Source organism: Paenibacillus sp. FSL K6-2859, assembly GCF_038008265.1.
Lineage (GTDB): Bacteria > Bacillota > Bacilli > Paenibacillales > Paenibacillaceae > Paenibacillus_AQ > Paenibacillus_AQ nitricinens.
On record NZ_JBBOYU010000001.1, the window covers coordinates 4,210,479 to 4,225,090 of the forward strand.

Sequence of the window (14,612 nt, forward strand, 5' to 3'; positions counted from 1 at the left end):
TTCTATCCACAGTGTATATAGTTTAGTATCGTCCACAACATCACCTCTAATTTTAAATAAAAGAGTATCACCTATTAACTTACCGCAGCATCAAAAAACAAAAAAAACCATCAGATTTCTCTGACGGTTTTGAGATCTTACTATATAAAACGTCCAGCGTTCAAAACAACTTATCTGCTGCTCGAAGTTTGCTGTCTTCCCTTGGTGAACCACTCAGACTTTGGCTTTAGTGGAGGGTTAGACTTAGGCTTTGCTTTGGCAGGCTTAGATGCCGCTGGCTTTGACCCCGCAGGTTTAGCTGTAGAAGGTCTAGAGGTCGACGGTTTTGAAGAGGCAGATCTCGAACCTGACGGTTTCGAAGATCGTTCTGTCTTCATCTGCGTTTTACGAGACATCGGATACGGGTGATCCTTCACTTCAGGAATCGATTTTCCGATCAATTTCTCAATATCTTTAAGGAACGGAAGCTCTTCAGATTCACAAAAAGAGATTGCAGTCCCGCTTAAACCCGCTCTACCCGTACGACCAATTCGGTGCACATAGGTTTCTGGAATATTAGGCAAGTTAAAGTTGATTACATGAGACAACTCATCAATATCGATTCCTCGCGCGGCGATATCCGTAGCTACTAGCACACGGGTTGCACCACTTTTAAAATTCCGCAATGCATTCTGACGATCATTCTGCGATTTATTGCCGTGAATGGCTTGTGCAGAAATGTTCACTTTTGCTAGATCACGAGTAACACGGTCTGCACCACGTTTAGTACGAGTAAACACCAGCGCAGAAACGATTGATTTATCCTGTAATAAAAGATTCAATTGGTTTTGCTTGTTTCCGTTCTCTAACAAATAGATCGATTGTTCGATTCTGTCCGCAGTAGATGACACGGGTGTGATTTCTACTTTTACTGGATTTACAAGCAAGGTTTTGATCAATTTGGAGATCTCAGTAGGCATCGTTGCCGAGAAGAACAGCGTTTGTTTTTTCGTTGGCATTTTGGCGATAATCCGCTTTACATCATGGATAAAGCCCATATCTAGCATACGGTCAGCTTCATCCAAGACAAGAATTTGGACATACTGTAAGTCCACACGTTTTTGATTGATCAGGTCGATAAGTCTACCTGGTGTAGCAATTAGAATATCAGCACCTTGATTCAGGGCACGCTCTTGTACTTTCTGTGATACACCGCCAACGATGGCAGCAGAGCGGATATCTGTATATTGGCTATACGCTTTTATGTTATCAGCAATTTGAATCGCTAGTTCTCTTGTCGGTGTTAAGATCAGTGAGCGAATACGTCGCACATTGTTTGATTTATTGGGACTTGTTTGTTCGCTTAATAATTGAATAATAGGTACAGAGAATGCAGCTGTTTTTCCTGTTCCCGTTTGAGCACATCCAAGTAAATCTCTACCTGCTAATACAGCTGGGATCGATTGCTCCTGTATTGGTGTAGGTGATGTATAGTTTTCTTTGGTTAAAGCCTTTAAAATCGCAGGCATAATATTCAGTTCGTTAAATGTCATTTTGTCTCCTTAATTTCTAATACATATATTCTTAACAAAAAATCCTTTTGTCACGTCATAAACAATAATCATAACATAATCAGTCAAATAATAATAGATATTCTTTATCATCGCACCAATTTTCATTAAAAATCCATTTCAGGATAGGATCCACCCTGAGTTCTGTGTTCCTGAATTCCTATGCTCCTGAATACACATCTTTTTGAGCGATCGGACTCTATTGCACCTATTCGTGTAAATCGGGCACAAATCCGCACAAATACGAAACAATAAGAGCTATGCAGTCGGAAAAATGTTCAAGTGAGCGGGCATATTAGTCACATAACATTTTTGCACGCAGAAAACAAACAAAAAAAAGCGAAGGATTTCTCCCCCGCTTCTTATCATTCGTATGAAGACTAGTCTACGATTTCAGCAGTGTCGCCATTGTTGGCACCTGCAGCATTAGCTTCGTCAGTATCAATATGCATATCAAGTTTGAAGCTGTCAGATACACGAGCAATTACGTTCTCCAATACGAGACCGCGGTCGCCACCCAGACGAACTTTAAGCAATTGCTTATCCGCAATGCCCCAAGCTTCAGCTTCAGATGTGTGGAAGTGAATGTGACGAGCTGCGATAATAACACCTTGTTCTAATTCAACTTCACCAGCAGGTCCTTTAAGCGTAATGCCAGGTGTTCCTTCAATATTTCCAGATTCGCGAACTGGAGCTTTCACGCCAAGTGCGAAGGAGTCAGTACGGGAAATTTCTAATTGGGAAGCCGGACGAGCAGGTCCCAAAATTCTTACCTTGTCAAATTTACCTTTGCTACCGATAACTGCTACTTGTTCATTTGCTGCAAATTGTCCTGGTTGTGAAAGTGGTTTGAACTCAGTTAATTGATATCCTGGGCCAAACAGAGCCTCCACGTGCTCTTGCGTAAGGTGAATATGTCTAGCCGACACACCTACGGGTACAGTCTTACTCATTGTAAAGTCACTCCTTGTATTTTCTCTAGTATCTGTACAAGCCATTAACCATTATACATCTTCTTACCCAAAAATAAAAAGGGCTGCATCATAACGAAGCCCCTTTTTTCGACATTTTATGTTTTTTGCACAAGATTGTCATGGTTTAGACACCTGAGAGGGCAAGTTTTCGCTTAAAAAAGAGGTCGCATTCTCATACATCCAACCTTTCACAGTATCCTCTGGATAATAACGAAGCAGCTGTTCTATAAGATCAGGGTATTTTCCCGGATGCTCCAACTTCTCCACCCAAGTATCAATGCCGTCAAAATCCGAGCCAAACATCATATGCTTCTCTCCGCCGAGACTACTTACATGTTCAATGTGCTTTAACAAATCATCCATGCAAGCCTTCCCATCATCACGTACAAACCACGGATAAAAGGTCAGGCCTATTCTTCCATCCATTGCAATCAAAGCTTTAATCTGTTCATCATTTAAATTTCTAACATGCCCACATATAGCTGCAGCATTCGAATGGGAGGCAATAAACGGACGATTACTTAAATCAGCCAACTCCCAGAACCCCGCTTGCGACAAATGCGACACATCCAGCAGCATTCCACTTTCGTTGCACCATTCTATCAGCTTTCTCCCTTTTTCCGTAAATCCACCATTTCGTTTCTCTAGCACACCATCTGCTGCCCAGTTCGCATAATTCCAAGTTACACCAAGAAAGCGTACTCCAAGTTCGAAACAGAGCTGGGCATAAAACAAGTTCCCTTCTAAGCCGTCTACGCCCTCCAGAGAGAGCATTGCTTGCGGAGGAGCACCTACTAGCCGATTCCCTACTTGCTCCTTCCACCGTAACCACTGAAGCCCATCTGTGTTCACTATCTTTTGCCTAAAGAGATCCATTTGCCCTAGGACATGTTCAAAGCTTGCTCTGCCCCTACTTGTCGAAAGATATATTGCAAAAATCTGCAATTCCACTCCGCCCGATCTTAACCGCTCTGCAGTAACATCTAATCGGGGATCATTGTCAAAATCAATATCCGGAGAGGCTTGCATTTTGCTTAGCACATCACAATGAAAATCCGCTACCTTAAGCTTATTAACACTCATTCTATAACCTCACTTTCTCGCAGTTCTAGCCGTATAATTCATCTTCCAAGACCCTATTTCAAATCCTATGCCAAAAAACTTCAGACTATAAATAAAAAGCAAAAAACCTGTTTACAAAAGTAAACAGGCTCATTCATTCTATAGGTCTATTATCTGGGTTCAACAATCAGTTTAATCGCGGTTCGATCTTCTCCATCAATCACTATATCAGTGAAAGCAGGAATGCAGATCAAATCAACTCCGCTTGGTGCAACAAATCCCCGGGCAATGGCAACTGCTTTGACTGCTTGATTCAGTGCTCCAGCTCCAATAGCTTGCAATTCGGCCGATCCACGTTCACGAAGAACACCTGCTAATGCGCCGGCGACGGAATTCGGATTGGATTTAGCTGATACTTTTAATACATCCATAGTAAGTACCTCCCCTGGGAAAATAATGGTGTTCTTCCACTACTTTAGATGTTATTCGCGAGAGAAGAAATAATTCCTTCTTTTTACGGACCACGTCTTCCAAAAACGGTGTACAAGATACTCTGTTACGATATAAAAAATATCACACTTTACCCTAACTCGGCGAAATTACCCGAATTAACAAAATACTCTGTAATACGCTTAGCTCATAACCCATTCATCTTCACGAAGCCGTATCTTCTCCAGACGAGTTGCCGCACCAGTTGATTCATCTAATTCTGCAAATAAACCGTGAAGCTGCCACTTGCCTTCATCGACAACAAATCGCGCTGGAAGCTGAGTTGTGAACTTATAAAGTACTGCATCTCTTTCCATACCCAGAATCCCTTCGCTTGAACCAACCATACCCGCATCGGTCAAATACGCAGTTCCTCCTGGCAAAATCACATCATCATTTGTCTGAACATGAGTATGTGTCCCCACAACAATCGATGCGCGACCATCCATAAAATATCCCATGGCGATTTTCTCAGAGGTTACCTCCGCATGGAAATCGACTAAAATACATTTATGATCTCTACGAAGCTCCTCCACAATTTCTTCTCCAACGCGGAAAGGACAATCGATAGCAGGTAAGAATGTCCGGCCTTGCAAATTTACAATGGCCAGTTCTTTACCGTTACCTTTAACGACCGTATAACCTCTTCCCGGTGTTCCTGGTGGAAAATTCGCAGGGCGAATAATCCGGGCTTCATCATCGATGAACTCAAAAATATCTTTATTGTCCCAGGTGTGGTTCCCCATCGTTATTCCGTGAACGCCCCAGTTAAAAAATTCATTCGCAATCGCCTTAGTGATCCCTCTTCCAGCAGCTGAATTTTCACCATTAACAATAATGATATGTGGCTGATATTTACTTTTTAGTGAGGGCAACATCTCACGAAGAGCCTTTCTGCCAACATTTCCAACGATATCTCCAATAAATAGTACTTTAATGATTCTCTCCTCCTAATCTTAACCGCTATAGCTTATGGATAAGGCCTCATATTCAAAAGAAAAAGGCCCCGCTTAGGGGCCAATTCTCAACAAATATAAGAAAGTATAAGTTACATCTTATCCCTTAACCTTATATTCCACCTATTTAGCGTATTCAACAGCCCGTGTCTCACGAATAACGGTAACTTTGATATGTCCTGGATAATCCAGTTCACTTTCAATCATCTTCGTAATATCGCGAGCAAGACGGAATGCCTCTGCATCGTCAATCTTCTCTGGCTGTACCATCACGCGTACCTCACGGCCCGCCTGAATAGCAAATGATTTCTCAACACCTTCGAATGACTCTGAGATTTCTTCCAGTTTTTCTAGACGTTTAATATACGTTTCCAGTGTTTCACGGCGAGCGCCAGGTCTTGCTGCTGACAATGCATCAGCTGCACCAACCAACATAGCAATAACCGAAGTAGCTTCGCAATCTCCATGATGAGACGCGATACTGTTGATAACAACCGGATGTTCCTTATATTTCTTCGCTAGTTCAACGCCGATCTCAACATGCGATCCTTCTACTTCATGATCCAGCGCTTTGCCGATATCATGGAGTAATCCTGCACGTTTTGCAAGCACGATGTCTTCCCCAAGCTCACCGGCCATCAGTCCAGTTAAATAAGCAACCTCCATGGAGTGCTTCAATACATTTTGACCATAGCTTGTACGGAATTTCAGACGACCCAGAATCTTGATCAAATCTGGATGTAATCCGTGAACACCCACTTCGAAAGTAGCTTGTTCACCATACTCGCGAATTCGTTCGTCCACTTCTTTGCGGGATTTCTCCACCATCTCTTCAATTCGAGCGGGATGGATACGTCCATCTGCCACAAGCTTCTCAAGTGCCGTACGGGCCACTTCACGGCGGATTGGATCAAATCCCGACAAAATAACTGCTTCCGGCGTATCATCAATAATGAGGTCGATACCTGTGAGAGTTTCAAGTGCACGAATATTACGGCCTTCACGACCGATAATCCGACCTTTCATCTCTTCGTTCGGCAGGGTAACAACTGAAACTGTTGTCTCCGCTACGTGATCAGCTGCACAGCGTTGGATAGCGAGTGTAATGATTTCGCGGGATTTCTTATCCGCTTCCTCTTTCGCCTGCTGTTCAATCTCTTTGATCATTTGAGCCGTTTCATGGCGAACTTCTTGCTCAACATTGCTAAGAATAATACTTCTTGCATCTTCGATGCTTAAATTGGAAATTCTCTCCAATTCAGTGACTTGGTTTTTGTAAATAACATCAATTTGCTGTTGGGTTTCATCAATTCGTTTCTCTTTGTTAGCTACTTGTTCTTCTTTTCTTTCAAGCGATTCCATTTTTTTATCCAGAGATTCTTCCTTTTGCAGCAAACGTCTCTCTTGCCGTTGGATTTCATTCCGACGTTCACGAGTTTCTTTCTCAGCTTCAGTACGGATTCTATGGACTTCATCCTTAGCTTCCAATACTGTTTCTTTCTTCAGCGCCTCTGCGTCTTTCTTCGCGTTCTCCACGATGACTACGGCTTCTCTTTCTGCGCTTTGAATTTTAGCTTCTGCAAGGGATTTACGAATAAAATAACCGAACCCAAAGAATAATGCAGCTACAACGAGAACGATAATGACCCAGATCCATGCTTGCATCTGTTCACCTCCTCGTTGGTTCCTCTCCAAGGTATATCCCTGGGAATTGTGCAGTTGTTAAACTATCCGTTCATCACCATACAAAAAACCGGTAAATAACCGATTGCCATACTGCACATGCTGCACATGCACACTGCCCGCCTTATCCGGCGATTACATTTCATATGAGTTGTACGCGAACCGTTTTAAAAAGTCCCCTTTTTGGGAAGGAAAAAGGATTCTTACTTTATGCCGATTCATGTTATATTTTATTATTTATAAAAAGACATTGTCAAGAGAGTCGATATGCGCATTAATGTCAAGAGAATCAGTGAGTCTAGTAAAATTCCTCATCTTCACCCTCATAATTGTCTTCTTCAAGTAAAGTATTAATCACTTGTCGCACCATATCACCCGAGAATCCACGCCGCATTAAGAAGGCTCCAGTCTTTCTGCGCTTATCTGTGGCTTCACCACGAATAAGATTCCATTTCTTACGACCAATCTGAAGTGCACTCTCTAGTTCTTGTTCAGGACTGACATTCTCTAGTGCTTCCGAAATCAAGGTTTTGTCGATTCCTTTCTCACGTAGCTCTTGGCGAATCCACATTTTCCCCTTTCGCTGGTTCGTAATGCGTTGCTCCGCCCATTGCTTTGCATACAAGGGGTCATCAAGAAATCTTTCTTGCTGCAGCCGTTGCACCACTTCCGCAATAATAGTCTCCCCTATTTCCTTCTGCCGTAAACGGCGAGTCATTTCCATAGCGGTTCGTGGCTTCCGTTCTAGATAACGAAGTCCTTCTACATAAGCTCGCTGTCGCTCATCAGCAACAACAATTTCCTCCAAATCGGCTTTCATAAAAGAATTTCCAGTAATCATCCGATATTTAATCATGACGTCTTCGTGTACAGTCATATTATAGGCTCCGAAATGTATGATATAGCGGTGGTCCGATTTCTTCTGACGTTCTACCTTAGTAATTTCTAAAAGTTCTCCATCAGGAAAATCAGATAGGACCTGTACGTCCTGCTCATCCGATTCAAAATCCATATCCAGCTGTATTACCATAGTTACTTGTCACCTCATAGCAATAAAATATCCCCACAAAGTGTCGCTTAAATTCGATGCGTACTCAGGTACTTTTGGGGACCCCAAATATATATTTTTTATACTGTTAAGAAAAGACACCCTGCAACAATGAATCACAGGGCGTCCTATTCCTTAATAAATTCTATTGTTCGATTTCGAGAAGTAGCTTCTCTTCTTCCTCTTGCTCTGCAATGATTTCCGCTTCATTTGGTGCAGCAACAATAGTGGACAGATTACTTGCTTCACGGATCTTATTCTCAATGATGAGTGCAATATCTTGATGTTCTTTCAAGAACTGTTTGGCATTCTCACGTCCTTGGCCGAGACGCTCACCCTCATAGGAATACCATGCACCACTCTTATTCACGATGTCCATTTCAGTACCGATGTCTACAAGACTTCCTTCTCTGGAAATCCCTTCACCATACATGATATCAACATCAGCTTGTTTAAATGGAGGTGCTACCTTATTCTTCACAATCTTGATCTTGGTGCGGTTACCTACAACGTCGTTACCCATCTTAATACTTTCGACGCGACGAACATCCAACCGTACGGAAGAGTAGAATTTCAACGCCCGACCACCCGGGGTTGTCTCAGGATTACCGAACATAACACCAATTTTCTCACGAAGCTGGTTAATAAAGATAGCAATTGTATTCGATTTACTAATGGCACCAGATAGCTTCCGAAGCGCTTGAGACATCAAACGAGCCTGTAGACCGACGTGAGAGTCACCCATATCACCTTCGATTTCCGCTTTAGGAACCAATGCAGCTACGGAGTCAACGACAATAATGTCTACTGCACCACTTCGTACAAGTGCTTCAGCAATCTCAAGTGCCTGTTCACCCGTATCTGGCTGAGATAACAACAATTCATCAATGTTTACGCCCAAGTTACGTGCATACTTCGGATCGAGCGCATGCTCAGCATCGATAAATGCAGCTTGTCCTCCTTGTTTTTGCACTTCTGCAATAGCATGAAGAGCAACAGTTGTTTTACCGGAGGATTCAGGTCCGTATATTTCAATGATACGTCCCTTTGGAAGTCCGCCTATACCTAACGCAATATCAAGTGCCAAAGATCCGCTAGGTACAACTTCCACTTGCATATGAGTGGATTCTCCCAGTTTCATGATCGAACCTTTACCAAATTGTTTTTCTATTTGACGAAGCGCCATATCAAGCGCTGCACGACGATCTGACAATCAGACCACTTCCTTCACTGTTTATAATAATATAATAACGTGTTTTTGAGGTCTTGCCAAGCTTTTTTTCGAACATACATTCGTTTTTTTTGTCTCAAGCGTTAATTATCCCTTTTATTGTAAGCCTCCCTCCGGACATAGAAGTTAACTGATTTTTCTACTTCACCGGACATCAACGACTTATGATCAAAACCAAAACAGCGATCAAAATCTCCGCAGATATACAAAAAACCGCAGCAAAGAAATCTCAGTGCCACGGTTCTTCCGTATGTCTCAATTATAACTGGGCTAATCTCCCATTACAAGTCTGAGCCTTCTAGCGGTGTCTCCACCTTCCGTTCCTCAAGTCTGCGCCATAGACGATACAACAGAGCTTTAACAGTACGCAGTCGTATATTTTCACGTGTACCTTTAAGATTAAGCTCATACACTTCTGTCTTACGCCCGCGTTCAGCTAAACCAATAAATACAAGTCCAACTGGCTTACGTTCAGAATAGCCTGGTCCTGCTACACCCGTTACAGATAAACCGAAATCACTATCCGCGATCATTCTCACCTGATCAGCTAACACCTCGGCAACTTCACGACTAACTGCCCCTGGAGCATCTGGCCCCTCCAAATATGCACTCGGCACATTTAGAAGTTTTTTCTTCAGGTCGTTGGAATAACAGACGATTCCTCCCGCAAACATCGAAGCACTGCCGGGAATGTTAGTTATACTCTCCATCAGCAAGCCTCCAGTGCAACTCTCTGCCGCACTTAAAGTCAGACCTGCATCCGCCATCCAATCCACAATCAATTGCTCCAGCGGCACATCAATATTTGCATATAAATGTTCTGGCAAAATCTCTTTGATCTGTTTCTCCAGAATCTCCAGCTTCTTGTAAGCTTCATGCTCGGAAGGCGCCTTTGTCGAAATACGAACGGTTACCTCTCCCTCTTTAGCGTAAGGAGCTATGGTTGGGTCTGTCTGGCTGTGAATAAGATCAATTAGCTTATCCTCAAGCAGTGATTCTCCGATACCGGCAAATTTAAGCATTTTAGAATAAAGTGGCATTTCTGTCGTCAGAGCGTGCTGCTGGAGCCACGGTACAGCTTTATCTACGAACATCGGCTTCATCTCACGAGGCGGACCCGGAAGCACAATATAATATTTCTTTTCATGCTCAAAAGCAATGCCAACAGCAAGACCAATCTCATTTGGCAAAGGTGTGGTTCCTTCAATTATAAGTGCCTGTTTACGATTATTCTCCGTCATTACGATCTTGCGATCATCAAAGAAACGTTGTACATGATCCATTGCCAAGCGATCTATATGAAGTGTGCGGCCTAAGGAAGCAGCCAGCGCGTCCTTCGTTAGATCATCTTCTGTAGGACCGATACCACCGGTAAATATGATAACATCCGCTCTGCTTTGAGCGATCTCAATGGCTTGTTGCAGACGGCTGCTGTTATCCCCAACTACGGTTTGAAAATATACATCAATCCCAATAGCAGCTAGCTCAATAGACAAAAACTGGGCATTACTATTTACGATTTGACCGAGCAAAAGCTCTGTGCCTACTGCAATAATCTCCGCTTTCATACTTGGCTTTCGCCTCCTCGTTATAATGTAGATACACTGCTTTTAGGGTTTAAAAAAGGTAATAGGTGCTTTACCTATTACCTCTCCTATATGTAGCTGCCTATAATGCTTAAGCATTATGCAGCTGTAATAGCTCCTTATTCTTCACAAAATAATCAATTCCAGAGTAGATAGTGATCAAGGCTGCAGCCCAGATGGCAATATCGTCTACAGGAATGCTGACGAATTGAAATGGGAAATTATTCAACAACAGCAGTGAGATCGCTACAATTTGTACAACCGTCTTTATCTTACCCCATTTGCTGGCGGCAACCACTTTTCCTTCTAACAATGCTATCTGGCGAAGCCCGGTTACTGCGAACTCACGACTAATGATAACAATTGCGATCCATGAATCACATCTGCCCAATTCCACAAGTGAAATCAGAACTGCGGAAACTAACAGCTTGTCCGCTAACGGATCAAGGAGCTTACCGAGATTGGTGACCATATTATATTTCCTAGCTATGTAGCCGTCTATTCCATCTGTACTCGCAGCAAGCAAAAAGATTACAGCTGCTACCAAATGATTAACAGATAGCTGAAAAGAGCCCCAATGTATCGGTTCTGGATAAAAGCTGAAATCCACCAGCAAAAAGAACATCATAATCGGGATTAGGCAAATACGTGATAGCGTGATGCGGTTGGGTAAATTCACTGAAGTTCCTCCCCTAAATCGTTCATACAAATTGCCTGGATCAGGCTCATCTTTTTCTACTTAAGCAAGTATATTATAGCTATAAATAGGTGTCAAAAAAAATACAAAGCACCCCGCATATGGTGCTGAAGTGCACTGCGGGGTACCAATTTCTATTTCATGTTCATGAATTGCAAATCTAGTGGCAAATCGGCTTTACGCAAGATCTGGATAATTTGCTGCAAATCATCACGGTTCTTACCGGTTACACGGATCTGATCTCCTTGGATCTGGCTCTTCACCTTCAATTTCGAGTCACGAATCAGGATATTAATCTTTTTCGCGTTCTCCTGATCAATCCCTTGCTTAAGACCTAAGCGCTGACGAACACTTCCCAGGGAAGCAGGCTCTACTTTGCCGAAATCCAAGTTCTTCAGCGTGATGCCTCTCTTCACCATCTTCGATTGTAAAATATCAATAACAGCGTTTAACTTATATTCGTCCTCAGAGGCGATAATAAGTGCGTCTTTCTCCAGCTTCAGACTACTCTTGCTATTCTTAAAGTCAAAGCGGTTGTCAATTTCTTTCTCTGTTTGGTGGATCGCATTGGTTAATTCCTGCATATCCATTTTAGATACGATATCAAATGAACTTTCTGAACTCATAACTACACGTCCTTTGTACTTTTTAGTCTGCTACTATTATAAAAGAATGATACCCTTAAGTCTAATATTGGATAATATGTACCTCACCCGACACAGAAAACAGCCCCACATAGTGGAGCTTTTCCTTCGAAATGAGTTGTGTTTCAGGTAGAAATAGGTCTCCAATGGAAGATATCCCTTGGAGACGCACATTCTAAATTCTCTATCTGCTTCGAAGCGGGCTCCGAAACATATCCAGAATTCCAAGCACAATATGTGCAAGACCGAACCCGAGAATTCCATAACCCCAAGCACTTGGTGTCATATAGTATCCGATAAGACTGACAATAACCCCAAGTCCAGCTACAATCCAGCTAACAATCATGAACGCACACCCCACTTTGGCTAAGAAACTGGAAACACTCTTATGTTCCCCGCAAAGCCAAAGTCTATGCATCATTTTTCTTATTGGCCTGTTTCATTAGTCTGGTCGGTAGTATCGGTGGTACCTTCATTCTGGGTCGTTTCACTTCCAGTACCATCATCCAGATTAAGTAGCAGACGAGATGATGTCTTTTCATCTGTAATTACTTGTCCATTGACAGTAATCTCAGTAGCTGGTGAATAACCAGATTTAATATACATTCCTTCACTTCCAAGCACAAAGCTCATACGATTTCCAGCCGCTGTGTTTCCAAATGAAAGTTTTTCACCTTTAGAGTTCTCACCTTTATACACCTCAAGCCAGCTTACTCCAGTAGCAGAAATTTCAACCTTCACTTCACTTCCAGCCGGAGCTGAAACCTTGAATTTTGTTGTTTTCCCTGCTTTCCCATCCGGTGTAACTGTAATGGATTGCGGGGAAGGTGTAGGTGTTGGTACTGGCGTAGGCTCTGCAGTAGGCTCTGCAGTAGGTTCCGTTGTTGCTTCTGTTCCTGCCGAAGAAGTTGGCGCCACAACGCCTCCTCCTGAAGCCGGTGGAGATGTTTGGGCTGTCGTAGGATCCTGCTGTTCGTTCGTCAGATTTGTCTGATCAATCTGAGCAGGGTCCGGTTTGTTCAAGCTAGAAGCATAAATGTAAATCACAACAATAATCAATATTGGAAATGTCCACATTAACACTGTTGGCAGCCATTTTGCATTCCGTTCTGTTTCTGGTCTACGGCTCCGTTTTTGAATCACCGTTTCCATGGCTGTGTCTTCGGGAGGGGCTGGTACATTCCCATGCTCCTCAAGCAGTTCGTCAGGGCTCATCCCTACTGCCTCTGCGTACGTTTTGATAAACGCCCTAACATAAAAACTTCCTGGAAGCACCTTATAATCTCCAGACTCGATGGCTTCCAAATACTTTTTGCGAATTTTCGTTACTTCCTGGACATCGTCAAGACTCATCCCTTTTTGCAGACGCGCCTCTTTCAATTGCCGGCCCAGTTCCGACATACCATCACCTCCTGTAAATTTCAATGAATATCATTGGTGTTCTATAAATCATCACTGTAGCTAGTCGTGAACGACTCGTACAATATTTCTTCATTTGGATTATTGCGAAGCTCGATAATAATATCAAAATCATCAAAGGTATACTCAGATTCCCGCACAAAAATATCTGGATGCTCGATCACTTTCGTGCTTGGCATACTCATAACATTTTGTAATAAATTATAATGCTTCTCATTAGAGCGGATCGTACTAACAATACCATCAATAATAAATACATTATGCGGGTTCATCTCATCTTCTGCTAATTGACTTCGCACCGTCTGACGTAAAAGTGTCGAAGAGACAAATGTCCAACGCTTCATCGCGCAGACACTGCCAGCAATGATTGATTCCGTCTTTCCTACACGGGGCATACCTCGAAGTCCTATTACCTGATTTCCATCTTTTTTAAACAGTTCCCCGAGAAAATCGACCAATAGTCCAAGCTCATCCCGGGTGAAACGAAACGTCTTCCGATCATCTGAATCCCGTTCAATATATCGCCCATGGCGCACAGCCAGCTTGTCTACGAGTCTTGGAGACCGCAGAGCTGAAACTGTAATATTATCAACTTTCTTGAGCATTTCGCCCATTAGCATTATTTTGTCATCGTCATTGGTCTCCAGCAACATTCCGCGAGTCTTTCCTTCAACGCCATTAATCGTCAGAATGTTGACTTCTAGCATCCCTAACATTGAAGCGATATCACCAAGCAGACCGGGTCTGTTCTTGTGAATCTTGTATTCCATATACCATTGTTTATATTCCACTTGTACACCTCATAGATTCCTTTTCCCGCACTTTGATATACATCAAAAAAATGCCGTTCAGACAAAGCGGTCTGAAACACGGGTCATGTTAATGATATATAAAATAAAAATGAAAGGCAAGGTCAGTCCTGTAATAATTGCAGAAAAGCTCCCACAAGGGGAGCTTTTCCGCAAGCTTAGGCGTGATTTTTCGCCAACTTGACCATGAGTTTAGCAATCGTCTGCTTTTCTTCATCGTTGCCGACGTCCCATAGCTCTTTGATTGCACGGTTTTGAGTGTTTGCTGGATCCACTTTTTCATCGAGGAATTCCCCAATTTCAAAAGCCAGCTTTGAGATTGTGTCTTCGCTCATCCCAAGTTTCTCCGCCTGTACAACTCGTTTTCCCAGGAATTTCTTCCAGGTGTCAAAGTTTTTGATTACGCTATCTTCTTGTGTCATCTTAAATCCTCCTTCATGTTTACGGTCAAACACCTGCATACA

General features: G+C 42.7%; 15 protein-coding genes. All 15 read right to left on the reverse strand.

The window, feature by feature from the left end:
• Window positions 1-170: 170 nt before the first annotated feature.
• Complete coding sequence (locus MHB64_RS18770; RefSeq protein ID WP_280786394.1) at window positions 171-1,532, reverse strand: DEAD/DEAH box helicase; 1,362 nt, start codon at window positions 1,530-1,532, stop codon at window positions 171-173.
• A gap of 398 nt (window positions 1,533-1,930) precedes the next feature.
• Window positions 1,931-2,503, reverse strand: coding sequence for a phosphate propanoyltransferase (gene pduL, locus MHB64_RS18775; protein ID WP_042128797.1), 573 nt, complete (start codon window positions 2,501-2,503; stop codon window positions 1,931-1,933).
• A 138-nt stretch (window positions 2,504-2,641) separates the two neighbouring features.
• Window positions 2,642-3,607 carry a dipeptidase gene (locus tag MHB64_RS18780; protein ID WP_094870269.1) on the reverse strand — a complete coding sequence of 322 codons (966 nt, stop codon included), beginning with the start codon at window positions 3,605-3,607 and terminating at the stop codon, window positions 2,642-2,644.
• Between the two features lie 149 nt (window positions 3,608-3,756).
• The gene (locus tag MHB64_RS18785; protein ID WP_019910496.1) at window positions 3,757-4,017 is read right to left on the reverse strand and encodes a stage V sporulation protein S; all 261 of its coding nucleotides are present in this window, start codon (window positions 4,015-4,017) and stop codon (window positions 3,757-3,759) included.
• A gap of 201 nt (window positions 4,018-4,218) precedes the next feature.
• Complete coding sequence (locus tag MHB64_RS18790; RefSeq protein WP_280786616.1) at window positions 4,219-5,013, reverse strand: TIGR00282 family metallophosphoesterase; 795 nt, start codon at window positions 5,011-5,013, stop codon at window positions 4,219-4,221.
• A gap of 141 nt (window positions 5,014-5,154) precedes the next feature.
• Window positions 5,155-6,696 (reverse strand): ribonuclease Y, encoded by a 1,542-nt coding sequence (rny, locus tag MHB64_RS18795; RefSeq protein WP_042128807.1) that lies wholly within the window; start codon window positions 6,694-6,696, stop codon window positions 5,155-5,157.
• 316 nt (window positions 6,697-7,012) lie between these two features.
• The gene (locus MHB64_RS18800) at window positions 7,013-7,744 is read right to left on the reverse strand and encodes a regulatory protein RecX (protein WP_094870271.1); all 732 of its coding nucleotides are present in this window, start codon (window positions 7,742-7,744) and stop codon (window positions 7,013-7,015) included.
• 163 nt (window positions 7,745-7,907) lie between these two features.
• On the reverse strand, window positions 7,908-8,975 hold the full coding sequence (recA, locus tag MHB64_RS18805; protein WP_094870272.1) for a recombinase RecA: 1,068 nt from the start codon (window positions 8,973-8,975) through the stop codon (window positions 7,908-7,910).
• A gap of 299 nt (window positions 8,976-9,274) precedes the next feature.
• Window positions 9,275-10,561 (reverse strand): competence/damage-inducible protein A, encoded by a 1,287-nt coding sequence (locus MHB64_RS18810; protein ID WP_042189391.1) that lies wholly within the window; start codon window positions 10,559-10,561, stop codon window positions 9,275-9,277.
• A gap of 109 nt (window positions 10,562-10,670) precedes the next feature.
• The gene (gene pgsA, locus MHB64_RS18815; RefSeq protein ID WP_094870274.1) at window positions 10,671-11,258 is read right to left on the reverse strand and encodes a CDP-diacylglycerol--glycerol-3-phosphate 3-phosphatidyltransferase; all 588 of its coding nucleotides are present in this window, start codon (window positions 11,256-11,258) and stop codon (window positions 10,671-10,673) included.
• Between the two features lie 152 nt (window positions 11,259-11,410).
• Window positions 11,411-11,902, reverse strand: a complete 492-nt coding sequence (locus MHB64_RS18820) for a YajQ family cyclic di-GMP-binding protein (RefSeq protein WP_094870275.1) — start codon at window positions 11,900-11,902, stop codon at window positions 11,411-11,413.
• A 202-nt stretch (window positions 11,903-12,104) separates the two neighbouring features.
• On the reverse strand, window positions 12,105-12,266 hold the full coding sequence (locus MHB64_RS18825; RefSeq protein ID WP_179281593.1) for a hypothetical protein: 162 nt from the start codon (window positions 12,264-12,266) through the stop codon (window positions 12,105-12,107).
• Window positions 12,267-12,346: 80 nt separating this feature from the next.
• A complete protein-coding gene (locus MHB64_RS18830; protein WP_341135147.1) occupies window positions 12,347-13,321 on the reverse strand; it encodes a RodZ domain-containing protein in 975 nt (324 codons plus the stop codon).
• Window positions 13,322-13,362: 41 nt separating this feature from the next.
• The gene (locus MHB64_RS18835; RefSeq protein WP_042128818.1) at window positions 13,363-14,130 is read right to left on the reverse strand and encodes a DUF3388 domain-containing protein; all 768 of its coding nucleotides are present in this window, start codon (window positions 14,128-14,130) and stop codon (window positions 13,363-13,365) included.
• Window positions 14,131-14,306: 176 nt separating this feature from the next.
• A complete protein-coding gene (locus MHB64_RS18840) occupies window positions 14,307-14,570 on the reverse strand; it encodes a DUF3243 domain-containing protein (protein ID WP_042189396.1) in 264 nt (87 codons plus the stop codon).
• Window positions 14,571-14,612 lie beyond the last annotated feature (42 nt).